This is a genomic window from Desulfallas sp. Bu1-1 (assembly GCF_015594625.1).
Classification (GTDB): domain Bacteria; phylum Bacillota; class Desulfotomaculia; order Desulfotomaculales; family Desulfallaceae; genus JADNRQ01.
On record NZ_JADNRQ010000013.1, the window covers coordinates 1 to 26355 of the forward strand.

The 26355-nt window shown below is 56.3% G+C and carries 28 protein-coding genes; 3 read left to right on the forward strand and 25 right to left on the reverse strand.

The genetic code is table 11. The annotated features are described in order from the left end of the window. The 3 genes from IT084_RS11990 to IT084_RS12000 all read left to right on the forward strand — a co-directional run. Window positions 1–502, forward strand: a 502-nt coding sequence (locus tag IT084_RS11990; protein WP_207744561.1) for a transposase, incomplete at its 5' end; no start/stop codon positions are given. A 327-nt stretch (window positions 503–829) separates the two neighbouring features. Then, complete coding sequence (locus IT084_RS11995; RefSeq protein ID WP_195713138.1) at window positions 830–1099, forward strand: UPF0175 family protein; 270 nt, start codon at window positions 830–832, stop codon at window positions 1097–1099. Next, entirely contained in the window at window positions 1096–1569 is a 474-nt protein-coding gene (locus IT084_RS12000) for a DUF3368 domain-containing protein (RefSeq protein ID WP_195713139.1), read from the forward strand. Before IT084_RS11995 ends, IT084_RS12000 begins: the two co-directional genes overlap by 4 nt. Before the next feature lie 43 nt (window positions 1570–1612). Here IT084_RS12000 and IT084_RS12005 read toward each other — a convergent pair whose 3' ends face one another. From IT084_RS12005 to IT084_RS12125, 25 genes are all read right to left on the reverse strand, one after another. After that, window positions 1613–1870 carry an RNA-binding protein gene (locus IT084_RS12005; RefSeq protein ID WP_195713140.1) on the reverse strand — a complete coding sequence of 86 codons (258 nt, stop codon included), beginning with the start codon at window positions 1868–1870 and terminating at the stop codon, window positions 1613–1615. A gap of 102 nt (window positions 1871–1972) precedes the next feature. Continuing rightward, complete coding sequence (gene nadD / locus IT084_RS12010; protein WP_243276938.1) at window positions 1973–2614, reverse strand: nicotinate-nucleotide adenylyltransferase; 642 nt, start codon at window positions 2612–2614, stop codon at window positions 1973–1975. Window positions 2615–2662: 48 nt separating this feature from the next. After that, on the reverse strand, window positions 2663–3379 hold the full coding sequence (locus IT084_RS12015; RefSeq protein WP_243276939.1) for an HD-GYP domain-containing protein: 717 nt from the start codon (window positions 3377–3379) through the stop codon (window positions 2663–2665). A 277-nt stretch (window positions 3380–3656) separates the two neighbouring features. Continuing rightward, window positions 3657–4907 (reverse strand): glutamate-5-semialdehyde dehydrogenase, encoded by a 1251-nt coding sequence (locus tag IT084_RS12020; RefSeq protein WP_195713141.1) that lies wholly within the window; start codon window positions 4905–4907, stop codon window positions 3657–3659. An 81-nt stretch (window positions 4908–4988) separates the two neighbouring features. Then, complete coding sequence (gene proB, locus IT084_RS12025; protein ID WP_195713142.1) at window positions 4989–6104, reverse strand: glutamate 5-kinase; 1116 nt, start codon at window positions 6102–6104, stop codon at window positions 4989–4991. A 4-nt stretch (window positions 6105–6108) separates the two neighbouring features. Then, complete coding sequence (gene obgE, locus IT084_RS12030; protein ID WP_195713143.1) at window positions 6109–7383, reverse strand: GTPase ObgE; 1275 nt, start codon at window positions 7381–7383, stop codon at window positions 6109–6111. A 69-nt stretch (window positions 7384–7452) separates the two neighbouring features. Beyond that, window positions 7453–8019 (reverse strand): Spo0B domain-containing protein, encoded by a 567-nt coding sequence (locus IT084_RS12035; protein WP_195713144.1) that lies wholly within the window; start codon window positions 8017–8019, stop codon window positions 7453–7455. 294 nt (window positions 8020–8313) lie between these two features. Then, window positions 8314–8583: a 50S ribosomal protein L27 gene (rpmA, locus tag IT084_RS12040; protein ID WP_195713145.1), complete on the reverse strand. Its 270-nt coding sequence runs from the start codon at window positions 8581–8583 to the stop codon at window positions 8314–8316. An 18-nt stretch (window positions 8584–8601) separates the two neighbouring features. Continuing rightward, window positions 8602–8913 (reverse strand): 50S ribosomal protein L21, encoded by a 312-nt coding sequence (gene rplU, locus IT084_RS12045; RefSeq protein WP_195713146.1) that lies wholly within the window; start codon window positions 8911–8913, stop codon window positions 8602–8604. A gap of 192 nt (window positions 8914–9105) precedes the next feature. Next, complete coding sequence (locus IT084_RS12050; RefSeq protein ID WP_195713147.1) at window positions 9106–10800, reverse strand: Rne/Rng family ribonuclease; 1695 nt, start codon at window positions 10798–10800, stop codon at window positions 9106–9108. A gap of 73 nt (window positions 10801–10873) precedes the next feature. After that, entirely contained in the window at window positions 10874–11563 is a 690-nt protein-coding gene (locus IT084_RS12055; RefSeq protein WP_195713148.1) for a TIGR03936 family radical SAM-associated protein, read from the reverse strand. Then, on the reverse strand, window positions 11535–13415 hold the full coding sequence (locus IT084_RS12060; protein ID WP_195713209.1) for a TIGR03960 family B12-binding radical SAM protein: 1881 nt from the start codon (window positions 13413–13415) through the stop codon (window positions 11535–11537). Before IT084_RS12060 ends, IT084_RS12055 begins: the two co-directional genes overlap by 29 nt. 128 nt (window positions 13416–13543) lie before the next feature. Continuing rightward, complete coding sequence (locus IT084_RS12065) at window positions 13544–14416, reverse strand: site-2 protease family protein (protein WP_195713149.1); 873 nt, start codon at window positions 14414–14416, stop codon at window positions 13544–13546. Window positions 14417–14432: 16 nt separating this feature from the next. Beyond that, entirely contained in the window at window positions 14433–15212 is a 780-nt protein-coding gene (locus IT084_RS12070) for a M23 family metallopeptidase (protein ID WP_195713150.1), read from the reverse strand. Window positions 15213–15286: 74 nt separating this feature from the next. Beyond that, entirely contained in the window at window positions 15287–15937 is a 651-nt protein-coding gene (locus tag IT084_RS12075; RefSeq protein WP_195713151.1) for a carboxypeptidase-like regulatory domain-containing protein, read from the reverse strand. 293 nt (window positions 15938–16230) lie between these two features. Beyond that, window positions 16231–17424: a rod shape-determining protein RodA gene (gene rodA / locus IT084_RS12080; protein ID WP_195713152.1), complete on the reverse strand. Its 1194-nt coding sequence runs from the start codon at window positions 17422–17424 to the stop codon at window positions 16231–16233. Between the two features lie 122 nt (window positions 17425–17546). Then, a complete protein-coding gene (gene minE / locus IT084_RS12085) occupies window positions 17547–17828 on the reverse strand; it encodes a cell division topological specificity factor MinE (RefSeq protein WP_195713153.1) in 282 nt (93 codons plus the stop codon). Between the two features lie 20 nt (window positions 17829–17848). Next, window positions 17849–18640, reverse strand: coding sequence for a septum site-determining protein MinD (gene minD / locus IT084_RS12090; RefSeq protein ID WP_195713210.1), 792 nt, complete (start codon window positions 18638–18640; stop codon window positions 17849–17851). A gap of 44 nt (window positions 18641–18684) precedes the next feature. Further along, complete coding sequence (gene minC, locus IT084_RS12095; RefSeq protein WP_207744567.1) at window positions 18685–19083, reverse strand: septum site-determining protein MinC; 399 nt, start codon at window positions 19081–19083, stop codon at window positions 18685–18687. 495 nt (window positions 19084–19578) lie between these two features. Beyond that, window positions 19579–22455, reverse strand: coding sequence for a penicillin-binding protein 2 (locus tag IT084_RS12100; RefSeq protein ID WP_195713155.1), 2877 nt, complete (start codon window positions 22453–22455; stop codon window positions 19579–19581). A gap of 147 nt (window positions 22456–22602) precedes the next feature. After that, window positions 22603–23103 (reverse strand): rod shape-determining protein MreD, encoded by a 501-nt coding sequence (mreD, locus tag IT084_RS12105; RefSeq protein ID WP_195713156.1) that lies wholly within the window; start codon window positions 23101–23103, stop codon window positions 22603–22605. Between the two features lie 19 nt (window positions 23104–23122). Then, window positions 23123–23962, reverse strand: coding sequence for a rod shape-determining protein MreC (gene mreC, locus IT084_RS12110; RefSeq protein ID WP_195713157.1), 840 nt, complete (start codon window positions 23960–23962; stop codon window positions 23123–23125). A 20-nt stretch (window positions 23963–23982) separates the two neighbouring features. Then, the gene (locus tag IT084_RS12115; protein ID WP_195713158.1) at window positions 23983–25014 is read right to left on the reverse strand and encodes a rod shape-determining protein; all 1032 of its coding nucleotides are present in this window, start codon (window positions 25012–25014) and stop codon (window positions 23983–23985) included. Window positions 25015–25040: 26 nt separating this feature from the next. Next, window positions 25041–25745: a DNA repair protein RadC gene (gene radC, locus IT084_RS12120; RefSeq protein WP_195713159.1), complete on the reverse strand. Its 705-nt coding sequence runs from the start codon at window positions 25743–25745 to the stop codon at window positions 25041–25043. Beyond that, window positions 25745–26332, reverse strand: a complete 588-nt coding sequence (locus IT084_RS12125) for a nucleoside triphosphate pyrophosphatase (protein WP_195713160.1) — start codon at window positions 26330–26332, stop codon at window positions 25745–25747. Before IT084_RS12125 ends, radC begins: the two co-directional genes overlap by 1 nt. Between the last annotated feature and the right edge of the window lie 23 nt (window positions 26333–26355).

Sequence of the window (26355 nt, forward strand, 5' to 3'; positions counted from 1 at the left end):
AAAGGCCAGACGGTTCGTTTTTATCCGGGAAACCGTAGAGTTGAAAAGTAACGAACCATGCCTTTTCTACCCGGACCTGTATGATTACGAGGTTATAGTTACCAATATGGAAGATCTGCCTCCCGAGAAGGTTTGGCGTTGGTATAACAAACGCTGCAACGTGGAAAACAAAATCGATGAACTAAAACAGGGACTCGCCGTTGACCAAACCAGCCAGCACGAAATGATCAGAAATGCGGCGTTCATGTGGATCAAGGCTTTGGCTTATAATCTGCTGAACTGGTTTAAATCAGCGTTGATGCCCCAAGAACACAGGCACCATGAGGTAGCTACCATAAGGCGCGTATTGATTAACGTGCCGGGTAATATTGTGGGTAACGGTCGTTACCGGCATGTTAGACTGGCGCCCAATGCTTGGCTGAAAAAGACGATAACCATTATCAAGGAAAACTTTAAGGTGTTTCTAAAGAAAAGGGCCTGGCTTATGGTGTATGTTACTTAATACATACCCCTCAACCTCTGATTTTCGATGGTTGCTACAGCTAAATAATGGACCCTAAAACCGGTTTTATTTTGCATTTGATCCGGTTTGGTTTGTTGTGCCTATTTTACTGGCTATTTTAAGGGGTGATTTGGTACTTGGGTAAAAAAACTAATTTGTAACTGTATTTCCAGGTGATTCTGGTATTTTTTTGTAATGTTTTTTCGGTTAAGGTGGTTGTTATTACTTACTTTCCGAATTCAAGATTAATTTTACGGGTTGCACTGTTAACATATTGGATTTGTTATATAATGATCATAGGCACATTGGCTTGGGGTGAATAAGCAAATGAAAGAGGTACAATTAAAATTAAAAATACCCATAAGTTTACTGAATGCCGGTTTTAGGCAAAAGGAACTGGAATCTGAAATTATGCAAAGGCTGGCTTTATCTTACTATGCGGATGGCATCCTCTCTTTTGGCCAAGCCGCCAGGATGGTTGACATGACCTTATGGGAGTTTGCCGATCTAATCGCCAGGAAAAAGGTTTTTTATAACTATGAATTAGAAGACCTGGAAAAAGAAATAAAATTGGGCAAGGAGTTGGGTTTAATTTGATTGTCTGCAACTCCGGCCCGCTAATTATTTTAAGTAAACTTGGCTACTTACATTTGATTAAATCTATTTTGGGAAAAGTATATATCCCACAGGCAGTATATAATGAGGTGGTTGAAAACGGAGTAGGCCTGCCCGGAGCGGAAGAGGTTCGCAGCGCCGATTTTATTAAGGTATTACAAGTGCAAAATGAAATAGCGGTAAGTTTATTAAAAGGGCATCTTGATTTAGGTGAAACGGAAGTAATCGTCCTCGCCAAGGAGAATAACGCCAGGGCAGTACTTATTGATGACCGAAAAGCGCGAAAATATGCCCAAGCAGCAGAACTTAAGGTTTTAGGTACATTGTTCTTACTACACGTTGGCATAAAGAGTGGCTTAATTTCTGATTCCTACGAAGAATTAGTTAGAAAGCTGAAGAAAGCCGGAATGCATGTAGCAGATCATATTTTAGAACGTTTATTTAAGTATTGAAAAGTTATAAAGAAAAACCTCCCCGCAGGAGGTTCTTTTTTCACTATGCCTGTTGTTCTCTGGCCCTGGCTTCGTTCACGGTGATGATCCGGCCGCCCAGCTCGGTACCGTTCAATGCCGCAATCATCCCTTCGGCGTCCTCATCCCTTACCTCCACAAAACCGAACCCGCGTGAGCGCCCGGTTTCCCTGTCGGTAATGATGCGACTGTCCAGCACTTCCCCGTATCTTGAAAAAGCCTCGGCTAGTTCTTCGGCTTTGGTTGCCCACGGCAGGTTTCCCACGTAAAGTGTCCGCGCCATCTGATCACCTCTTTTCCATTACTGCATTTCCTGGTGTGTTTGTATTATTTGCAAAAGAAAAATGCAAAATGCAGAGGGCAGTTGCCAATTTTTGCCAGGGATTCACAATAAATACAGCTTGTTCTGGTAAATATATTCTTCCACCGCTTCGGGCAGCAAGTATTTAATGGGTCGTCCCTGCCACACCCGGAGCCTGATGTCGGTGGACGAAATGGCCAGGGCGGGCACTTCCAGCGTTTTGATCCCTTCCAGGCAGCCCTGCGGCAGGTGGGCCAGCTTGCGGCCAAGGCTTTCCAGTTTGAAACCCGGACGCGTAGCCGCTACAAAGCAGCACATTTCCAGTAGTTCCACCACGTTTTTCCAGGTTAAAATCTCCAGAACGGCATCGGCGCCGGTGATAAAAAATATTTCCCAGCCTTTATATATTTCCCCCATGGCCCGGACGGTATCAATGGTGTACGACGCCCCCTCCCGCTTGATCTCAATATCGGAAACGGCAAAATAGGGGTTTGTCGCCACAGCCCGCCTGGTCATCTCAAAGCGGTGCCAGGCCTGGGAAATGTCTTTCCTGGTTTTGTGCGGCGGTATCCCGGCGGGGATAAAAATCACTTTTTCCATGCCGAACTGGTACCTGGCCTCCTCCGCCGCAACCAGGTGCCCGTGGTGAATGGGATCAAAAGTCCCGCCCATCAGGCCGATTCTTCTTTTTTTCATCCGGTCGTTTTCAACCATCCCAGCGTTCATGATTATTTAACACAACCCACAAATGAAAATCGAAAATGATAAAGTCCACTAGGGTATCCACACTTCCCTCTCTCCAGTAATAACTTCCAATTCCTCTTCCGGAATTCGAAGGAAAGCATCCACAACGCGCGGGTCAAACTGCCGGCCCGCCCACCGCCTTAATTCCTCCCGCGCCTGCCGTTGAGTAAGCAGCTGCCGGTAGGGCCTGGCGAACGTCATGGCATCGTAAGTATCGGCCACGCGGATAATACGTGCCAGCAGCGGAATCTCTTCCCCAACCAGGCCGGCGGGATAACCGCCGCCGCCATAGTCCTCGTGGTGGTGCCGTACGGCTGTAATGACCGCCGCCGGAAATCTGGCCGGCTCCAGAATCCTGGCCCCCACAACAGGGTGGCTCTGCATCTCCTTTCTTTCTTCCTCAGTAAGAGGTCCCGGTTTGAGAAGAATGTTTTCCCGCACACCTATCTTGCCCAAATCGTGTAAAAGCCCGGCCAGGTAGACTTGTTCCTTTTCTTCGGCGCCAAGCCCCAGCACGCGGGCACACGCCCGCGCCCAATTCGCCACCCGCACGGAATGACCCCGCGTGTAAAAGTCCTTGGCTTCCAATGCCGCCGCCAACGCCTGCACGGCACTCAAATAATAATCCCGCAGCGACGAATAAAGACGGGCGTTCGCCAGCGCCAGCCCGGTCTGACTTGCGACGGTCGCCAGGTAACCGACTTTTTCTTCCTTCCAGCGATGCGGTATGGGGGAATAAACTGACAATGTACCCAGAATCTTGCCACTCGCCGACTCAAATACATTAACGGTACCGTTAGTCGCGCGACTAATGCATTGTGGAATAGGCTTTTGAATGACGTTGAACTTGGTATTCTGAAAAAGTAGTTGACTTTTTACCGCTGCACTATATAAAATCATAACCCATCAGGAAGCCGGGCGACGGGTTTGTCCTTGTCAAAGCCCCGGATGCAACGGCCCCGATATCGTTACCTGTGCTCGTTCAAATCTCGCTCCTTAATCCGATATCTTCCTAAAATCTCCGTCAACTCCTGATTTGCCCGCCGCCAAAAATAATGTACTTGTTGGTGGTCAATTCTTTTAATCCCATCGGGCCGCGGGCGTGCAGCTTCTGGGTGCTGATGCCGATTTCGGCCCCGAACCCGAACTGGTAACCGTCGGTGAACCGGGTGGAGGCGTTGATGTAAACGGCCGCCGCGTCCACTTCCTGCAAAAAGCGCATGCCCCGGGTATAATTTTCCGTGACGATCGCTTCGGAGTGCTTGGTTCCGTAGCGATAGATATGGTCAAGGGCTTCGTCCATGGTATCCACCACCTTCACGGCGATGATCAGGTCGAGGAATTCGGCGGCGTAATCCTCTTCGGTGGCGGGTTTCACCCATTCCGCAAACTCCCTGGTGCGCTCGCAGCCGCGCACCTCAACCCCGGCCTCTTTAAACGCTTCCAGGATGGCGGGCAAAAATTGCACCGCCACTTCCCGGTGCACCAGCAGCGATTCAATGGCGTTGCACACCCCGGGGCGCTGGCACTTGGCGTTGATGACAATGCGCCTGGCCATCTCCAGGTCGGCGTACCGGTCCACGAAGACATGGCAGTTGCCGACACCGGTTTCAATTACGGGCACCGTGGCGTTTTGCACCACAGTTTGAATCAGACCGGCGCCGCCCCGGGGGATGATCACATCGATATATTCGTTCAGCCGCAGCATTATGTTGACCGCCGCCCGGTCGGTAATCTCGATCAGGTTGATGGCGCCCTCGGGCACCCCGGCCCGGGTGGCGGCAGTGGAAATAATGCCGGTGATGGCCTTGTTGGAGTTGATCGCCTCGGAGCCGCCCCGCAAAATTACGGCGTTGCCCGCTTTCAGGCACAGCCCGGCAGCGTCCACCGTCACGTTGGGGCGGGCCTCATAAATGATGCCCACCACGCCCAGCGGGACCCGCATCCGCCCCACCCGCAGGCCGTTGGGCCGGGTCCACATGCTCTCCACTTCGCCCACCGGGTCGGGCAGTGATACCAGCACCCTTAGGCCCTCGGCCATATTCTCGATTCGCTCCGGGCTGAGCAGCAGGCGGTCGATCAAAGCCCGGGAAAGCCCCTTTTCCCGGCCGGCCCGGACATCGATCTCGTTTGCTTCCAGGATGTCGCCGGTGTGTTTAACAAGGCTCTCGGCCATTGCCAGCAACGCTTCGTTTTTGGTGTCCGTGGGCAGGTAAGCCAGCCTGCGGGCCGCCTCCCTTGCCTTTTGCGCTTTGGCGATAATTTGTTGTTCCATCGTTTTTCCTCCTTTGTAACTTTGGTGCCAGGTGTTGAAAGGTTGAAAGTTGTGCATCTTTCAACCTTTCAACACCTGGCACTATTCCAGGGCCAGGTTATCCCGATGTATAATTTCATCGTAATCCTTATAGCCTAAAATTTTCTCTATTTCACCGGTCTTTCTGCCTTTTATCCTCTCGACTTCGGCGGCGGAATAATTGACGATGCCCCGGGCGATTTCCTTGCCATCGGGCGCCACGACGCTTACGGTGTTGCCCATCTCAAAATCGCCCTCCACCCCCGTCACGCCGGAAGGCAGCAGGCTCTTGCCGTTTTCCCGCAAGGCCCGGGCCGCGCCCCCGTCGATGTAAATCCGCCCGCACACAGTAGCCCCGTAGGCAATCCACCTCTTTTTATTCACCAGCCTCACCGACGGCCAGAACACCGTGCCCAGCGGCTCGCCGGCCACCAGGCGACGAATTACGTCCCTTTCCGAAGCCCGGGCAATAATCGTTACCACTCCGGAATGCATGGCAATGCGGGCGGCCTGGATCTTGGTCGCCATCCCGCCGGTTCCCACCGCCGAGCCCACTCCTCCCGCCAGGGCCTCTATCCGGTCATCAATCTCGCGGATTTCCTTGACCAGCGTCGCGCCCGGATCTCCCGGCCTGCCGTCGAAAAGGCCGTCCACGTCGGAAAGCAGCACCACCAGGTCCGCGTCCACCAGCCCGGCCACCATGGCCGCCAGGTTGTCGTTGTCGCCCAGTTTGATCTCATCCACCGCCACGGTATCGTTTTCGTTGATTACCGGTATAATATGAAAGCCCAGCATGGCCTGCAGGGTGTTGCGGGCGTTTAAAAACCTGCGCCGGTCGGCAAAATCCTCCCGGGTCAGCAACACCTGTCCTACAATAACACCATACTCGGCAAAAATCTTTTCGTACATGTGCAGCAAAATCCCCTGCCCCACGGCAGCCGCCGCCTGCTTTTCCGGAATGGTGCGGGGGCGCCTGGCCAGCCCCAGTTTGCCCATGCCGGCCCCGACGGCCCCGGAAGTAACCAGCAACACATCCATCCCCCGGTTGTGCAGGTCGGCCAGCTGCCGGACCAGCTGCTCAATTTGCTCTATATTCAGTTTGCCCGTGGGATAGGTCAGAGAACTGGAACCTATCTTCACTACAACTCGCTGCATGCGGGTGAAATTTCTTCTTTCCATGGTCCTACTCCGCTTCATAATCGACAAATTCAAAAGTAAAGTCCCCGATACGCACAGTATCGCCATTTTTGGCGCCGCAATCCCGCAGGGCCTGTTCCAAACCCATGATGTTGATAATTCGCTGCAGGCGATCCAGCGCCTCCTCGTTGTCCAGATCGGTCATGGCCACGTGTTTTTCGATCTCCCGGCCCTTTACCACCAGCTCGGAGCCCTCCCGGGTAATAACGAACCGCGGCCCGGCGGTGTGGATCACCTCCGGCGTTTCCTCCTGCAGTGGTTCGGCGGGAAGTTCCTGGAGCAGTTCGTAGACCCTGTGGGCAAGTTCACCCAGACCCGCTCCGGTTATCGCGGAAACCGGAAAAATTTCATAAGCGCCGGCCAGCCCGGCCTCCAGCCTGGCCAGGTTTTCCTTGCTGCCGGGCAAATCCATCTTGTTGGCCGCGATCACCTGCGGCCTGCCGGCCAGTGTTTCGTTATACAGCTTCAACTCCCGGTTGATCACCCGGAAATCTTCCAGCGGGTCGCGCCCTTCGGTGCCCGCAGTATCCAGCACGTGCACCAGCAGCCTGGTGCGCTCCACGTGGCGCAGAAAATCATGCCCCAGCCCCGCACCGCTGTGGGCGCCTTCAATCAGGCCGGGAATATCGGCCATGACAAAACTTTTTCCCTCACCCAGGCTGACCACCCCGAGGTTGGGGGTCAGGGTGGTAAAGGGGTAACCGGCGATTTTGGGCCGCGCCGCCGAAAGCCTGGAAATCATCGTGGATTTGCCTGCGTTGGGATACCCCACCAGCCCCACGTCGGCAAGCAGTTTCAGTTCCAGGACCAGCCAGCGTTCTTCGCCGGGTTCGCCCTTTTCGGCCATGGTGGGGGCTTTATTATGCGGCCCGGCAAAACGGGCGTTGCCCCTGCCGCCGCGCCCGCCTCGAGCCACCACCACTTCCTGGCCTTCAGCCACGATGTCTCCCAGGACCTGGCCGGTGGCCTCGTCCCGAATCACCGTGCCCAGGGGCACCCGTATCACCAGGTCCTCCGCGGACCGGCCGTGCATGTTCTTGCCCCGGCCGTGCTGACCCCGGTCGGCCTTATAATGGCGCTGGTAACGAAAATCCACCAGCGTGCGCAGGCCCCCGTCGCCCCGGAAAACCACGTCGCCGCCCTTGCCGCCGTCGCCGCCCCAGGGGCCGCCCTCGGCTACATACTTCTCCCGCCGGAAAGCGACGCAGCCGTTGCCGCCGTCGCCGCCCTTGACAAAAATTTTCGCCCTGTCGTAAAACATTTAACTCACCTGCAATCCAAATTGGGAACAGCCCGTCCCTTATCATATTATTAACATAAAAGCAAGGGTTCAGGCGCCACCGGCGGGCAAAAATAACATGACATCGCAGTTTTCCCCGGAGAAACCGCCTTCCAGCCTGGCCCCGTAAGGCGACAATTGTTCCTTTGCCAGGCGGAAAACCTCGCTTGCGCCGTCACGGTTACCGTTCAACGCAGCGTTAAAGCGCAGCAGGCATATATACCCACCGTCCACCGCGCCGATTTTGATGAAAATATTGCGCCCGGCAATTTTCGGAGGCGCCAGGCAATCCACCGCAAAACCCAGCAATTTTTCCAGCACCGCGCCCAGTTTATCTCCGGGCACAGTGCAGCCCTTCAGGTCGGCCTGGATATCGTAATCCACCTCAATTTCATGACTTGCGGCAAGGTTATGCCCAATCAAAAAGGCCGCCGCCGCATCGGGTACCTTGAGGTGCCCGATCTTGCTCAAGCGCTTGATATCGCGGCCCACTCCCCGGATATACTCCCTGGCCCGCTCCCCCTTGTTTAATTGCAGCAGGCCGGAGATTACCTGCAGGTGGTTGAGAAAATCATGCCGCTGCTCCGAAATCAGTTCCAGCATTTTCGCAGTATCCAACCGGCAACTCTCCCCAAGCGGTGCCAGACTTTCAACCTTTCAACACCTGGCACCAAGGCTAGAATATCGTTTGACTTACTTTCGACAGTTGGAGGCAATTTCCTCCCAGCCAGGAACAAAACCCCATTTATATGTATTTCGACTTTATAATCAACACAGATCTGCGTTAAGTGCACACGCGCGGAAAAAGCCCGCTACAGCGGGCTTTTTTGATGTTAATGTGATAATGCTGTTGTTCAAATGTGAATTACCTTTCATCCCCTCATTACGGACGGGAACTTCCCGGCGGAAAAGTTAAACCGCTGTTTCCGCCACTTCCCTGATGCTGACCACTTTTTTATCCTTACCCTTCGTTTGGAAGGTTACAATACCGTCCACCTTGGCGAACAGAGTGTCGTCACCACCGCGGCCCACGTTGCGGCCCGGGTGAATACGGGTCCCCCGCTGGCGCACCAGGATGCTGCCCGCGGTAACGAATTGACCGTCACCCCGCTTGACACCAAGCATCTTGGGATTGGAATCGCGGCCGTTACGAGAACTACCTACCCCTTTCTTATGTGCCATTTATATCTCACCTCCGTACTAGGCCTCGATTTTCTCCACCACAACCCTGGTAAAGGGCTGGCGGTGGCCCTTTTTACGCCGGTAATTCTTTTTGGGCTTATACTTGAACACAATAATCTTCCGGCCTTTGCCGTGTTTTTCGACCTTGAGGACAACCCTGGCGCCCTCCACCAGTGGAGTGCCCACCTTGAGCCGGCCGTCCTTCTCCACGGCCAGTACCCTGTCGACCGCGTAGGTTTCACCCGCATCGACCGGCAGTTTTTCAATGAACAGGGTGTCCCCCTCGCTGACACGGTACTGTTTGCCGCCGGTTTCAATAATGGCGTACATTGTCCAGTTCCCCCTCTTTTTTCAAGGACTCGCCGGAACCGGGTAGGACAACGCCCTTTAAAACCCGTTCCGCGCGGTACTGTAAGCAGTCTACAATATCTCATTTTATCACAACGTCTTTTTTTGTCAATATTAACAGCTGCGTTAAACAGACACCGGAGCCTCAACGACAAATTTCGTTGAGGCTCTGCTTTAAGCTTTAATCAGCCTGGCCTTGGCATAAGTGCGAAAAACTTTGTTGACCTCCACGGGCACCGTTTCCCCCACCAGCGAGCCGGCCCCCTCGATGTCAAGAATAAAACCGTTAATGCGGGCAATACCGTCGTTAAAGTTGTTGGCGTGGGGCTCCTCCACCTTGACTTCCAGCACCTGGCCGGGCTTCACCGGCAAAGTATGTGCCTGGATATCGGCCTGGTCGTACAACGGGCGCATGGTTACCGATTCAATATGGTGTTCGGTGGAACCTCTGATGTACAGGTTTTTGCCGATCCGGGCTTCCAGTTCCCGCAGGTTGGAGCCGCCGCTGCCGATAAGCCGGGCGGCCACCAGTGGATTGGCCTCCACCAGGATGGTATCCGCAGCGGTCTGCCTGGCCATCTGGTAAATTTGCTGCCTGATGTTAATTCCCACCGTTTCCTCGGAAAGCACCTTACCTCGCCCCTCGCAGTACGGACAAGTCTTCTGCAGAACCTCGGCCAAGCTGGGACGCACTTTTTTCCTGGTCATTTCCACCAGGCCCAGCTGGGTGATGCCCAGGATATTTGTCTTGGTCTTGTCCTTGCGGATCTCTTCCTCCAGCACCTCCAGTACCTGTTGCCGGTGCTCCTCCCTGCTCATGTCGATAAAGTCGACGATGATGATGCCGCCGATGTTGCGCAGGCGCAGCTGGCGGGCTATTTCCACCGCCGCCTCCAGGTTGGTTTTGAGCACCGTGTCCTCCAGGTTGGTGCTGCCCACATACTTGCCTGTATTCACATCCACGGCGGTGAGGGCCTCAGCCTGGTCGATCACGATATACCCGCCGCACTTGAGCCAGACCTTGCGCTTAAGGGCCTTTTCCAGTTCGGCGTCAATGTTGTTCTCCACGAACAGGTTGTTCCTTTCCTCCAGAAACACCTTGACCTTGAGGCGCGGCCCCAGGATATCCAGAAGATCCAGGATCTTTTCGTACTCGTACCGGGAGTCGATAATCAACCGGTCCACGTCCTCGGTAAAGGTGTCCCGCAGGATGCGCTGTACCAGCTCCAGGTCCCGGTGCAATAAATTGGGCACCGGCCCGTGATTGGAGCGATTGACGATTTTGCGCCAAAGGCCGGTAAGCATGTTGATGTCGAGGCGCAGCTCATCTTCATCCACACCTTCGGCCACCGTGCGCACGATCACGCCCATGCCTTCGGGTTTGATCCGGGCGGCCATCCCCCGCAGGCGGTCCCGCTCCCGCTCGTCCTCGATCCGCCTGGAAATGCCTATGTAATCAACAGTGGGCATCAAAACCAGGTAACGGCCCGGCAACGTGATGTGGGTGGTCACCCTTGCTCCCTTGGTGCCGATGGGCTCCTTGACGATCTGGACTATTAATTCCTGTCCGTGCTTTAAGATATCGCAGATGTTGGTGGCCATCGTTGAATTGCCCTGGTTTTGCCCGCTGTCGGGGGTACGGGCGGGGATGGCGTCTTCCACGTATAAAAAAGCGTTTTTCTCCAAACCGATATCCACAAAGGCGGCCTGCATCCCGGGCAGCACATTCTCCACCCTGCCCTTGAAGATGTTTCCCACCAGGCGCTGGTTGGGGGACCGCTCAATATACATCTCCACCAGCACCTTGTTTTCCAGCACGGCTACCCTGGTTTCTTCTTCCCCTACATTGATCAGTATTTCTTTAAACATATTTTTTTCCCCGCAATCTAACCGGAAAAAATAATTTTGGAACTCTTATATGTTGGGCGCTCCGGCGGTTTCTTCATCCCGGCTGTTTTGACAATACCGAATCCCCGGCAAACAGCCCCGTTCTGGTAATCCGCAAATCCGCCCGATCCACCGCAAGGCCGGCATGGCGCAGGAATGCCTCCACGGCCTCCTCCGGGCGCACATTCATGGCGCTGCCGGTTTTCAGCCGCAGTTCCAGGATCAAATCCCCGTCAACGGACAGCATTTTGAGATCCAAAATGCCTGGCCGGATGTCGCGCACTTTTTCCTGCCCGTCCTTGCCCCGGCGAGTTACTTCGATGTGGTCCAGGGCCAGAAAAGACCGGACGGCGTCCGCCGGCGGGCAAGCGGGCAGGTCACCGGCATCCACGTGCACGATGTAACCGGCGCTGTCCAGCGCTGCCATCAACGACGGCGCGTTTTCCGGTACTTCCGTCACTTCCCGTACCGACAGTCCCCGGGGCAGCGCAGCGTTAAGGCGCCCGGCCAGCTCGCGGCGCGCGACGGGAGCGGTGGTCTCCACATCCACCAGTTCGGCCAGCCCCTCGGAGCCTACGGGCAGCGGCGCGGCGAAACTGAGGCGGGGATGAGGGTTGAACCCTTCCGAGTAGGCCACGGGCAGGCCGGCCCGGCGCAGCGCCCGCTCCAACGCCCGCACCAGGTCAAGGTGCGAAATATAGCGGGCCGGTCCGTGTTTACTGTAACAAATCCTGTAACGGGGCAACGGATTCACCCCCTGCCAGGCGCGGTCTGATTTCCAGGGCGGGACACAGCCCGCACCCCGGGCACTTCCCACCGCGGCAGTCGGGAGTTTTTTCCCCGGCCACGGCGCGCCGGTGCTCCCGCACCAGGTATTTTTTACTCACCCCGGCACCGATATGATCCCAGGGCAGAACGTCCTCGTACTCGTACCGGCGGTAGGCATATTGCCCGGGATCGATCCCGGTTTCGGCAAATGCCGCCCGCCACTTGTCCAGGTCAAATAATTCCGACCACCCGTCAAAGCGGCAACCCCTGCGCCAGGCGGCCTCGATCGAAGCGGCCAGGCGCCTGTCGCCGCGCGATAAGACGGCTTCCAAAAAGCTGCTTTCGGGGTCGTGCCAGTTGAAAACCAGCCCGCGGCCCCGCAGGCGCGCGCGTAAAAACTCCTGCTTGCGCCTGAGTTCATCCAGTGTGTTCTGGGGTTCCCACTGGAACGGGGTATGTGACTTGGGCACGAAAGACGACACGCTGACGGTTACTTTCAGGCGCCCTTTCGCTTTGACCAGGCCGCGCCCCCTCTCCAGAACCCGGTGCGCCAGGCGGGCGATCCCTTCCAAGTCTTCGCCGGTTTCGGTGGGCAGCCCGATCATGAAATACAGCTTGATCGCATGCCACCCTCCGGCAAAGGCCGCCGTTACCGCTTCCATCAGGTCATCTTCGGTGACACCCTTATTGATCACATTCCGCAGGCGCTGGGTACCCGCCTCCGGGGCAAAGGTCAGGCTGGAACGGCGCACCTTCTGCACTTCTTTGGCCAGGTCCACCGAAAAAGCGTCCACCCGTAGTGACGGCAGGGACACGTTGACGCCGGCGCCCCCGTGTTTTTCCGCAAGCGCGCCGATCAGCGGCCCAACCCGGGAATAATCCGAGGTGCTCAGCGAGGTGAGCGATATTTCGCCCCACCCGGTGGAAGCCAACAACTCCTCCGCCTGGCGCAGTAAAGTTTCCGGCTCCTTTTCCCGCACGGGCCGGTAAATCACGCCCGCCTGGCAGAACCGGCAGCCGCGGGTGCAGCCGCGCTGTACCTCCAGCATGGCCCGGTCGTGCACCGGCTCGATGGCGGGCACGATCATCCGGGTGGGATAATGTACTTTGTCCAAATCGGCAACCACCCTTTTTTTCACCCGGGCTGGCACGCCTGCGACAACCGGCGTTACCGATTGCACCAATCCCCTTTCATTATACTCCACTTGGTAGAAAGAGGGCACGTAAATTCCGTCGATTCCCGCCAGGCGCAGCAACAATTCCCGCCTGCCCTCGCCCCGCCGGCGCGCCTCCAGGCAGGCGTCCAGCAGTTCGTGGATCACATCTTCACCCTCGCCGAGAACAAAGGCGTCGATAAAATCCGCCAGGGGTTCGGGATTGAACGCGCAGGGGCCGCCGGCCACCACCAGGGGATAATCGCCCCGCTCCCGGCCGGCCGACCGCAGGGGAATCCCGGCCAGGTCGAGCATGTTTAAAATATTGGTAAAGCTTAACTCGTATTGCAATGTAAAGCCCACAATGTCAAAATCCCGCAATGGTTTGCGGGATTCCAGGCTGAATAACGGCAGGCCGGTTTTCCGCATTTGTTCCTCCATATCCACCCAGGGGGCAAACACCCTTTCCACCAGCGCGTCGTCCCGCCCGTTCACCACGCTGTACAAAATCTGCAGTCCCAGGTGGCTCATGCCCACCTCATAAACGTCGGGAAAGGCGAAGGCCATTTTAACCCCGGTGTTATGCCAGTCCTTGCGCACCGCGTTCCACTCGCCCCCGGCGTAACGGCCGGGCTTTTGCACGCGGTTTAAAGCCTTTTCCACCAGTTTGTTCATGTCCATTGTCACAAATCCTCCAAATATTTACCTTTCCCTGTTAAATAACATTATTCGCCGGAAAAATCAAGTGCCAGGTGTTGAAAGGTTGAAAGTTGATCAACTTTCAACCTTTCAACACCTGGCACCTACTTAAGTAGATCCCCCACCGGAATATCAGCCCCCCGGTTCAACAGGGCGTCGATCACCGCGGTTTCGGTTACGGTGCCGAGATACCGCCAGTCGCGGTCCAGCACCACCACCAGGTGAAACCTCCGCGGCACAAAGGGGCCGATGATCTTCCCCAGGGGCGCGTTCTCCAGGGCCACCAGGTGGGCGGCCGGCAGCAATCCCTCCCGGGCCAGCTCGTTTTGCTTGCGCATCACCAGCTGCATGAACAGGTAGGGCGCCGCCATCCGCTCCCGGGTGGCCGCGTAGAACAAAAAGAGCGCGGTCACAGGGATGTCCAGCCCGCAATAACCGGCCCGGATGCCAAGCAAGCCGGCCAGGGCGATCATCACGCCGAAAAACTGGCCCAGGCCGGCCACCCGGTAGGTGGCCCGCCTGACGCCGATCCGGCCCGAAAGAAAAGCCCGGCAAATGCGCCCGCCGTCCAGGGGAATGGCCGGCAGCAGGTTGAGCATTCCCACCAACAGGTTGCACTGCAAAAAAAACGGGCCCAGGTCGGAATGCCAGAGCCCGTAATTTTTACACGCCACGCCCAGGGCGAACATGATCAGGTTGCTGGCCGGCCCGGCTACGGCGACCGGTATCTCCCGCGCCGGGTCAACCGCCAGTTCGGCGCCGGTCCGGGCCACGCCTCCGAAAGGCAACAGTTCCACCTCGTCAAGAGGCACGCCCATGCGCCGTGCCACCAGCGCGTGGGCCATTTCATGCACCAGCACAACGCCGAAGGCCACCAACCCCCGGCCCAGCACTCCGGCCATAAAAAACAGCGCCAGCAAGATTAAAAAAAAGGGGTTGAGGTAAAGTTCCACTCCCAGCAAACGCCCCAGTCGCATTCCGGCACCCCCGTAGTTAATTTCCTTTTAACCGCAGGCGGACCAGGGGATCGACCAGTTTACCGTTCTCGCGCAATTCAAAATGCAGCCCCCCGCCGGAAACCTCCCCCTCGCCAACCGTGGCAATTTCCTGACCCGCTTTGACATCCTGGCCTTCCACCACCGTAATGCCGGACACCCCGCCATACAGGGTATATGTTCCGCCCCCGTGATCGATTAAAATATACCGTCCCATCGTCCTGTCGCTGTCGATCCTGGTCACCCTGCCGCCAAGGGCTGCAACCACGCTGGTTCCTTCCGGAGCACTGATATCAATACCCGGGTGAAATCTTTCCATGTCGTCAATGGCGGACCGGGTCCAGCCAAATTCATTGATCACCTTGCCGGAAACGGGTATGACCAATTGCTCTTGTTCCAAACCGGACCCCGCCACCGGCTTTGCGGCGTCAATCTTTCCGGGCGCTTCCTGAACAACAGGGTTATCCCAGTTAACCAACTGGGCGGCCAGTTGCAAGGATTTGTCCAGAACCGGGCGGAAATTCCACTCCGCCGTCAACAGGTAGCGCAGGTTTTCCCGCACCTGTTCGCCGGCGGGGTGGGAAAACTGGCGCGCCACCACCAGCACGGCCAGAATAACCAGCACCGCGGTAATCCGAAACAGCCCGCTTCGCCCTCTCCGGCGTCCAACCCGCGGCATCGCCGGCCGCCGGCCGGTTACGGATTGATAATAACTCGCCCATTCATCCCTGGCATATTTACTGCGCGGCCAACTTCGAGGTAGCCTGCCCCATTTCAAGGTCTTTCCCCCCTCAAACAATAACGTAGTTGTAGCATATGTATATTTGGGGGATTGGATAAATATGACAAGCTTTACAGCCGGTGCAGGGTAAAATTTACCTGGTCGTGCAACATGACCACGGCTACTTGTTCAGCGCCCTCAAACCCTTCCGCTTCCACCGCCACCCGGTAAGTGCCGGGTCCCAGCTCATTAAAGACATATTTACCCTCCCGGTCGGTGGTGGTGGAGAACAACACCTGCCCGCCGTCAAGATCCTTTACTTTAACCTGGGCGTCACGCACGGCAACACCCCCGGGAAATTCGCTTACCGTGCCCTCCAGCACAACGTAACCCAGGTAGGTAACTTCCAGGCCAAGCGTTCCCACCGTGGAAACGCGCCCCATGCGCAAACTGACCCGGTCGACATTGATTTCATGGTGCACCGAAACGATCTGATCAAAATCCTGCACGTTCCGGAGCTGGATAAAACTGCTCACATCGATATCCTTGACGATTTTCTTGCGGGCCGTCCCGGTTTCCATTTCCACACCCTCTTCCGGAAGCACTACGAACATGCGGATCAAAACGTCCACCCGCAACACCGAGTTCTCCAGCAGCCGGGGGCGGATGTTTTCCACCCGGGCCAGCACGTCGACACTGTCCACCCCCGCTGGCACCCCCACCGAACCATACCAGTTGAATTCCTTTTTGGCCACCTGTCGCACGGTATTTTCTTTCGTCATCTTCAACCTCCGGTAGTTCTTTGCATTGCACCTAATTTATCCTGTGTCAAAATCGAGCCTGAGATACGCCCGGGTTAAATAAAAACCCTTTGCCTTGCACAAAAAAACAACAACTGCATATACTAATAGTGGCGCCACGCAGCTGCGGCCTCAACCCCCGGTTTCGGTATTTACCGGCCGGGGGTTGGGTGTCTTTGTGTAAAAGATACAGGTTACAAAGAAAAAACCGGAAATAGATAACAGATCCATTTCCGGTTCACTTTTTAATCTTTCGTAAAATTGATTTTGTTGCCCTAAAAAATTGTTTTTTGCCTGCGCAAATATATATTTAACAGCACCCCGATGGCGGCCAGGTTGGTAATCATGTTGCTGCCGCCGTAACTGACCAGAGGCAGCGGCAGGCCGGTAACGGGCATAATGGCAACGGTCATGCCGATGTTAACCAGGATATGGAAGGCAAACATGCTGACCACGCCCACCGCCATCAGCGTGCCGAACAGATCCCTGGACTCGGCGGCAATCCGCACCCCCCGGTACAGGAATACCGCAAACAAAGTCAACAGCAGCAGTACGCCCAGAAAACCGAATTCCTCGGCCAGCACGGAAAAAATAAAGTCGGTGTGCCTGATGGGGAGAAACTCAAGAAAACTCTGGGTACCGCGCATCAGCCCCTTACCCCAGAAGCCGCTGGAACCGATGGCGATCTGGGACTGGATCACGTGGTAACCCGCCCCTTGGATATCCGACCAGGGATCAAGAAAAATAATCAGCCGTTTCAACTGGTAATCATGCAAGGGAATCCAGGTGCCGAATTTAAGGTGCGCCCAGACCATACCGATCGCCCCCGCAAGGCCTGCGCCGAAAATTCCGCAAACGAGCAAAGGCCGGCCGGCGGCAATAAACAGCATGCCGAATAATACCGCTATGAACACCAGGGACGTGCCCAGGTCGGGCTGCAGCAGAATCAGCACCATGGGTACCCCGACAAAAACAAAGCAGGGGATCAGTTCCTTCAGGTTGCGCAGCTTGCCTTCCCGCCCGGCCAGGAAATCAGCCAGGGTAACGATGATGATCAACTTGGCGAATTCGGAAGGCTGGAACACAAACGGGCCGATGTTGATCCAGCGCTGCGCGCCCATGGCGGTGTGCCCGAGCACCAGAACCAAGCCCAGCATGAGCAGGTTGATCACATAAAGGTGCCTGGTGTATTTGCGCCAGTCCTCGTAAGGAATGTAGATCACCGCCATGGCGGCGATAATACCCACCAGCACCCAGATGAACTGCTTGAACACGTATTCTTTTTTCATCCATAAAAGACGCTGCAGAATTCCGGCATGCTGCAGCTTGTCCATATCAAGGCCGAGGCGCATCCACCAGCCGTAATCAGTGCTGGCACTGCCGATCACAACCAGGCCGAAGATAATAATGATCCCGGTAACGCCGATCAGGGTAAAATCGAGATTTTTAAACAGGCGCCTGGTGCCCACGTTTATCACCACCTTACACTGGCACCGGGTCAAGATGAAGCCACGTATTAAATTATATAACAGGTCGGATCACAAAAAAAGCCGGTAAAATTAAACTACCGGCCGGTTCCCGGCGCCAACGGTCAGGCGCTCTCGGTTTGAAATTTTCTCTTCATTCTCCTGACAGGTATATTGGCCACCAGCGCCACCTGGTTTTCGGAGCTGTCCAGGGTCACTTCCAGGGCATCCTCGTCTATTTCCATGTAATTGGTGATAACCTGAATGAGATCGGCTTTTAAGGACTGTAACAGCTGTGGTGAAACGCCGATCCGGTCGTGCACAAGCACCAGGCGTAACCTTTCCTTGGCTACGCTTCTGCTCTGATTGCTTTCACGACCGAAAATCCTGTTTAAAAAATCCAGCACTGCGCTTCCCCCTTTCCCATTTACTTCAGGCCGATCATCCGGCGTAACTTGCGCATAAAGCCTCCTTCTTCAAGGTCCATCATGGGAACATTCTCGCCCTTGATCCTGCGCACAATGTTGCGGTAGGCCTGGCCGGACCTTGACTGGTTGTTGGTAACCACCATTTCCCCGCGGTTGGTGCTCACCACCACCATTTCGTCTTCCGGCACCACTCCCAACAGGTCTATCGCGAGAATTTCGATAATGTCGTCGATGCTCATCATATCCCCATGCCTGACCATGTGGTACCGGTACCTGTTAACAATCAATTTGGGTTCCCGCAAGTCCTCTTTTTCCAACAGGCCGATAATCCGGTCGGCGTCCCGCACCGCGGAAACCTCCGGGGTTGTTACCACAACGGCCTGGTTGGCGCCTGCAATGGCGTTGCGAAAACCCTGCTCGATGCCGGCGGGGCAGTCAACGATCACGTAATCATATTCATTTTTTATTTCCTGGCACAGGGCCCTCATCTGATCCGGGCTGACCGCTGTCTTGTCTTTGGTCTGGGCGGCCGGCAAGAGGTATAAGTTTTCAAAACGCTTGTCTTTAATGAGCGCTTTCCGGAAAGGGCAGTTGCCGCTGGTTACGTCAACCAGGTCGTAAACTATTCTGTTCTCCAGCCCCATCACCACGTCCAGGTTGCGTAAACCGATGTCCGCATCTATCAAACACACCCGACTTCCCAACGAGGCCAAGCCCGCCCCGAGGTTTGCGGTGGTAGTGGTTTTACCCACCCCTCCCTTGCCTGAAGTAACCACAATTACTTCTCCCATCAGCATTGTTTCCTCCCTTTTATGCTTTTACATTGACGCAAATCTCATCTCTGGCGCTCCGGACCGTTTTGAAAAGCTTCAATGATCACCGCACCGTTTTTTATCCTGGCCACTTCGGGGCCCACCTGATAAGATTGCTCCCCGTCCGGAGCGCGGGTGATGTGGTTGGCTATACGCAGTTGGGTCGGTTGCAGGCAATAAGCATATACAGCCGCGTTTTCGTTCCCCCCGGCGCCCGCGTGCACCACTCCCCGCAAATATCCCATTACCACCACATTGCCCGTTGCCACCACTTCCGCGCCGGGATTCACATCGCCGATAATTACGACGTTGCCGTCAAAACTTATCGACTGGCCGGAACGCAAGGTGCGCTGGATCAAAATGGTATTTTCGTCACCTATTTCTTCCGGTTCTCCTCCCCCTTTGCCAGGGAAATGCACCAAATTTCCGCCAGTCCAATCAGGAGTCACTGCTTTACTCCTCCCCGTGAGAAACAATCTTATTATCTTAACAATTATCTTAACAACTAACAGGTTGAGAAAAATTGCGCGGATCAATTCTCATAATAATTCTACAGCCCATAACCAAATCCTGCTAAAAAAACAAAAAAAACGGGGCACTTTAAACCTCGTTTGCAGATTGTTGACAAAGGTGCTTCCGTTGCTATTGCTCACTCCGATTCCACACCGGACAACTCTAAGGCTCGCTCCGGGCAAAACCGGGCCGCCCCAAACTCGACGTCCTGATCTCGATTGGGGCTGGCACGCACGTCCTGTGCGTGCCTCCCGGTTTTGCTCCTGCACTTCGCCAAGAGTTGTTAACCGGTGCTCCATAGTCGTTTGCTACAGCAACGGAAACACCTTGCATGGTTGTCAACAGCCTCAAAACAAAACTCTTTTGGATTACTGACCCAAAACGCTACTGTTGCCGTTGCTCTCTCAACCGTTTGAACCGCCTTCCGGCTGCGCCGGTAGATGCGCGCCGGGCGCCGGTTGCTGCTGCGGCGACGCGGGCTGCCCCGCTTGCGGAGCATTCACCGGAGGTGGCTGTGGTACAGGTGCGGGCTGTGGCCGCGGCTCGGATGCCGGTTGTTGTTGCTGTGCAGGCGCCTGTTGTGGTTGCTGCGGTGCGGGCGCCGGCTGGTGTTGCTGCGGCGCCGGCGCGGGTTGTTGTTGCGCCTGTCGCCCGGCCCGGGGCAAAGGCGCCGGCACGGATGGCCCCGTTACCGGCCGGGTGGCCGCAGGCATTTCGTGCAACTTCTCCCACAGCATTTGATCAAAACTGGTCCCCCCGGGCTCGTTTAACCCCGCTTCCCCGTCCTGGTGCTTTTCCAGGCCGGGCCAGTTTATCGCGACAACGCCCGTTTCACGGCCGGCCGGTTCTTCTTCCCTGCCCGCCGCCGCATCACCACCGGCCCGGTCCTTGGATTTATCAATATCCGTTGCACCGGAATCATTAAAGTAGGCCTCCAGGATCTGCCGGGCAATGGGTCCGGCGTAACCGCTGCCGGAATCGCCGTACTCCAGCACCACGGCCACCGCCACCTCGGGTTTTTCGTACGGGGCAAAGGTTACAAATAAAGCGTGGTTACCCTTTTTCCTGCCGTTGGCGTCGATGACCTCGGCGGTACCCGTTTTGGCCGCCGCCGAGTGTTTGAAACCGTAAAAAACTCCCGACGCCGTACCAGTGGGAGGCAGCGTCACCCGGTGCATGCCTTCCCGGATAATCTGAAGGTTTTCGGGGTCGATATCCACCTTGTGCCTGATTTCCGGCTTGAACTCCTTAATCAACGCGCCGTGGGGCGAAACAACTTTTTCCACCAGGTACGGCTTGTACAGCGTGCCCCCGTTGGCAATGGCCGCCACGTAAGATACCAGCTGGAGCGGTGTGTAGGTGTTGTCGCCCTGCCCGATGGACATGTTGATGGTTTCGTATTGCTGCCAGTTGAGGTCCCATTCATGCTTTTTCAGCTGCTTTTCCAGTTCCTCGTCCCTGAGCCGCCTCAATTCCTGCTTGCGGGACTCGCTTTGCGTTTCGTCGATCATCCGGTTAAGCTCGCGTACCCGGGCAAAATCTTTGTTGTACCTGATCAACATACTTTTAACCATTTCGTATTTCCATTCAGGCGTGGGCAGCGTGCCTCTCATTTCACCGGGCAGGTTGATCCCCGTCTTTTGCCCCAGCCCAAATTCCCTGGCGAAATGGGCAATGGCGTCCACTCCGGCCATGCGCCCGAATTGGTAGAAATAGGTGTCACAGGATACCTCCAGCGCCTTGCGCAGGTCCACCGACCCGTGCCCGCCGGGCTTCCAGTCCCTGAACACGCCCCGGCCCAGCCTGTAATAACCGGGGTCTGGCATTTTGTATTCCGGGTCAACAATTTTCTTTTCCAGTATCGCCGCAGACGTCACCATTTTAAAGGTGGAACCCGGCGGATAGGTTGCCGCAATCGCCCGGTTCAACAGTGCCCCGGACTCCTGCAGCTCCTGCCACTCCGCGCTAGTCAGGCCGCCGGTGAAGATGCCGGGGTGATAGGTGGGGTAACTGGCCATGGCCAGAATGGCCCCGGTACGAACATCCATCACCACAGCGGCGCCGGCGCGGGCCAGTTTAAACCCCGCGCCCTGGGCACGTTTAACACCGTCCGCCAGCGCTTTTTCCGCGGCCAGTTGCAGGTCCAGGTCAATGGTCAAAACCAGGTCGTTGCCCGGCACCGCCGGTTTTAAGCCCAAATCCCGGACCGGGCGCCCGCTGGCGTCCACTTCCACCTGCCTGGCACCGTGCTCCCCGCGAAGGTACTTTTCATACACCAGCTCCAGGCCGTTTTGACCATACAGGTCGTTCATCAAGTAACCCTCGTCCTTGTGCGCTTCGTACTGCTCTTTTTTGATATTCTGCACGTAGCCCAGTACATGGGTGAGCAGGTCCCCGTAAGGATAGTCCCGCACCGGCTGGATATCCACCACCACCCCGGGCAGTTCCATTTGTTTTTCCCGCAGCGCCACCACCATCTCCGGCGGGATGTCCTCCGCCACCAGCACGGGTTCGTAAGGCCGGTACAACTTCTTATCCCTGATTTCCTTCCGCATCCGGGATTCGATTTCATACGCCGTTTGACCCTGATAAACCCCTTTGTTCAACAGCATTTGCACCAGGGTGCTCAGAACATCGGCCTTCTTTTCCACGGTGACGCCGTATGATTCCAGATCGTACCGGTTCAGGGTCGCCATGGTAGAAGGGTTGTAAACTACGGCGATTTCCAGCCTTTGCCCCTGCTCCAGCTGGTTTTTGTTGTCCCTGGCCCGTTCCTTGATTTTTTCCTCAATGAATTTCTTTTTCAATACGTATAGCTGCTCGTCGTTTGCGCCGGCATTGCCGGAGTCCTCTCCCTGCTTAATCGTTACGCCATTTTTTTTGGCATAATCCTGCAGGGTTTCCCCGCTGATTTGCTCGAAATAAAGCAATGTTTCCTCGTCACCGGCCAGTATCCAGGCCAGCGTGTCGGCCATATCCACAATGTCCGCCCCGGTCCGGTTCAAATACAGGTGGTACGTGGTTCCTTCCAGGTTTAAATCATTGATGGAAACGGTGTAAATTGGCCGGTTGGTGACGATTTTCTCACCGTTGCGGTCAAAAATTTCACCGCGCGGGGCAAACACCGGAGCAATGCGGATGTAGTTATTGCGGGCCAGCGTGCGATATTCTTCGGTCTGGACCAGCTGCAAATAAGAAACCCGGGCCAGCAGGACCAGAATGACCAGGAACACCGCGCCCAGTACGAATTTCATTTTATATTCAATCAGCTTGCGTTTCACTGAACATCCTCTTTCTAATTTGGCAGTTACCGGGTCAAAGCTTCGGGATGACGGGCCAAGCACCGCACCCGTCGCTCCAATTGCTCCAGAAAACCACCGGGTCGCCCTGCTACTCGTTATTTCCGGCAACCGGCCACCGGTGACCAGTTAAACTTCTCCCCTTTTGAGCAGGCCCTTTGTTGCGGAGCGGTAATAGAGGCCGTATAGCGGCAGCGCAACCAGCGCATTATAAAAGCTTACGGGCAGAATTATCCCCGCCAGCGCCGCCGCCACCGGCACCTGCACGTTCACCATGGCCAGCAGCAGGTAATACACTAACTGGGAAGCCAGGGTGCAAAACCAGGTCAGCCCGGCGGCGATAACCCGCTTGTCGCGGTAAAGCCTCCCCTCACCCAACCCGGCCAGGTATCCCGCAGCCATTTTGGCCAGGGCATTCATTCCGAAATACCCCCCGCTTACCAGGTCTTGCAAAACTCCCCCCACAAAACCCAAAAAAGCCCCCTCCCGGGTACCCCGGAGGAAGCCGTTGAAGATAACCAGCACGAGCGCGAGGTCCGGTTTGACCCCGTAAACGGACACAAAATTAAGGGCCGTGGCCTGCAAAACCAGCGCGCCCAGCACCAGCAAGAGAAAATACAGCGAGCTCACCGCCTTCACCTCCGGGAATTTACCGCCCGCCCGGGTGGAACGATTTGATCACCAGAACCTCCTCCAAACGGTTAAAATCCACGTAAGGATCCACAACCGCCATCTTGAACAGCCCCGATTTTTCCTTGCGGGTCTCCCTGACGGTTCCCACCGGGATCCCCTTGGGAAATACACTGCCCAGGCCGGAAGTGATAATAATGTCCCCCTTTCCCGGTGCCAGGTCGTTCGGTATATGCACCATCTGCAAGTTTCCCCGCCCCCCGGCCACACCTTCAACAATGCCGGGCGCGCGCGTCTTCTGGACCAGGCACCCCACGCCGCTCCTGGGGTCGGTGATCAGCAGCACCTCGGCCGTGCTGTCGGAAACCCTGATCACCCTGCCCACCAGGCCGGCAGGGGTAATTACCGCCATATCACGCCGGATGCCTTTTTTTGACCCGGCATTGATGATGATGCTGCCGAACCAGTTGCCGGTATCCCGTCCGATTACAGCGGCGGCCTCGGTGTTCATCTGCGAGGCGACGCCGGTTTGAAAGTCGAGCAACTTCTTGAGGCGAACGTTTTCCGCCTGCACTTCCTTGTATTTCAGCAGTTTTCCTTCCAGTTCCTCAACTCTTCCTTCAAGAATTTCGTTGCGCCGGGAAACATTGATCAACTTGACGGGATAGGAGAAAAAACCGGCGACTTCCCGACCCGCAATCATAAGCAGCCGCTGCACCGGAGCGAGAAAATCACGGGTAGCTGATTCCAATGGAGTAAGCCGACCCGGGCTGCCCGCGGAAAAATGCAGGCCCAGCAACATCACAGCGACCAGCACACCCAGCAGTACCAACTTTTTTCCGGCAGATAAAGGGGACACTTAAACACACACCCTGTAAATCATGCTAACTTCTTGGGCTGAATCAGCACCTTGCGCAAAATATCGATATTTTCCAGGACGCGCCCCGTTCCGTAGGCCACCGCCAGCAGCGGGTCGTCCGCCAGGTGGACCGGCATTCCCGTCTGCTCGCTGACCAGCCGGTCCAGGCCGCGCAGCAGGGACCCGCCTCCGGCCATCACAATACCCCGGTCCATGATATCGGCGGCCAGTTCCGGCGGGGTCAATTCAAGCGTATTCTTGATGGCCTCCAGGATACTGCTCACGGGCTCGGATAGCGCCTTGTAGATTTCCTCCGAGGTGATTTCAATGGTCTTGGGCAGCCCGCTTACCAGGTCACGACCGCGCACCTCGTAAGTTTCCGGCTTTTCCAGCGGGTAAGCGGTCCCGATTTCAATTTTGATTTCCTCCGCGGTACGCTCACCGATCATGAGGTTATAGGTTTTCTTGACGTGCTGAATGATGGCGTCGTCCATCTCGTCGCCGGCGATGCGGATGGAGCGGCTGGTCACGATACCGCCCAGGGAAATGACGGCCACCTCGGTGGTACCGCCCCCGATGTCCACGATCATGTTGCCGGTGGGCTCATGCACCGGCAGCCCGGCCCCAATGGAAGCCGCCATGGGCTCCTCAATCAGGTAGGCCTCGCGGGCGCCCGCCTGCAGCGCGGCCTCGCGTACCGCCCGCTCCTCCACCGCAGTAACGCCGGAGGGTACTGAAACCACCACCCGGGGCCTGATTAAAAACGTACGCTTGCGCAAAGCTTTGCTGATAAAGTATTTAATCATGCTCTGGGTTACGTCGAAATCGGCGATCACCCCGTCCTTCATGGGCCTGATGGCGATGATATTACCCGGGGTGCGGCCGATCATCTGCTTGGCCTCCTCTCCGACCGCCAGAACCTGGCCGTTGTCCCGCTGGATGGCCACCACCGACGGCTCGCGCAGCACTATTCCCTTGCCCTTTACATATACCAGGGAATTGGCCGTCCCCAGGTCAATTCCCATATCTTTGGAAAAAACGCCCAATGCCATATGCCGGCTCCTCTCTATACGAATATTCACATCAAGCCTTTGGCCTTGAAGCTGGTAAACTTATTATCCCCAATAACCAAATGATCTAAGATGCTGATGCCGATAATATTTCCCGCGTCAACTAGGCGCCTGGTCACCTCGATGTCCTGCTGGCTCGGCGTGGGGTCCCCGCTGGGGTGATTGTGCACCAGGATCACCGCAGCCGCGCTGCGCCTGATGGCCGCCTTGAACAGTTCCCGGGGATGGATGGCCGAAGAGTTTAACGTGCCAATGGAGATTGTTTCACGGGCCAGCACCTGATTCTTGGTATTTAGCAGCAGGGCGCAAAAATGCTCCCGGTCCAGGTGGCGCATTTCCTCCATTACCAGTGCCGCCGCGTTTTCCGGCGATCTGATGGAGGGCCTGTCCCAGGCGGAGGCCACGGCCACACGGCGGCCCAGCTCCAGGGCGGCCATAATTTGCGCCGCTTTTGCCGGCCCAATGCCCTTAAACGAGTTTAATTCTTCCGTTGAAACATCAAGCAATTGTTTCAGCCCGCCGAAGTGCCCCAACAGCGCCGCCGCCAGGTCCATGGCGCTGGCCCGGGCGCTGCCCGTCCGCAACATGATCGCCAGCAACTCAATATCCGATAAATGTTGCGGTCCTTCTTTCAACAGCCTTTCCCGGGGCCGCAGTTCCACGGGCATGTCCTTGATCAGAACACGGTATTCCGGCGATCCCAACTGAATCATTACCCCCAGTATTCAGTCACGTCAATTCCCAGTTCTTTTAACATTTGCACCAGTTTAAACACCGGCAAGCCCACCACGTTAAAATAGCAACCTCTGATACCGGAGATAAACACCGAAGCCAACCCCTGGATGCCGTAAGCACCGGCCTTATCCATGGGTTCCCCCGTCCGGACGTAACGTTCCAGCTCCGCGCGGCCGACCGGGCGCATTTCCACCCCGGTGCGCTCGTAATCGGTAAGCATTCGGCCGCCCGGCAGTTTCAGCACCGTCAGGCCCGTGTAAACCTCGTGGGTGGCGCCCTGCAGGCGCTCCAGCATGTCCAGGGCCTCCGCCCGGTTTTCCGGCTTGCCCAGCACCGTGTCACCCAGCGCCACCACGGTGTCGGCGGCAATTACCACGCCGTTTGCCAGTTGTTCCGCCGCGGCCGTAGCCTTGCGCCGGGATAACGCCATAACCTGCTCCGCCGGAGACAGCCCCGGGGGAAGGCTCTCATCCACTTCCATAGCCAGTACTGTATGCGGCAGGCGAATCTGGTTCAACAATTCCCGCCGTCGCGGGGACGACGAAGCCAGGTAAATATTCGGCAATGATCTTCCCCCATCTTGGTGCC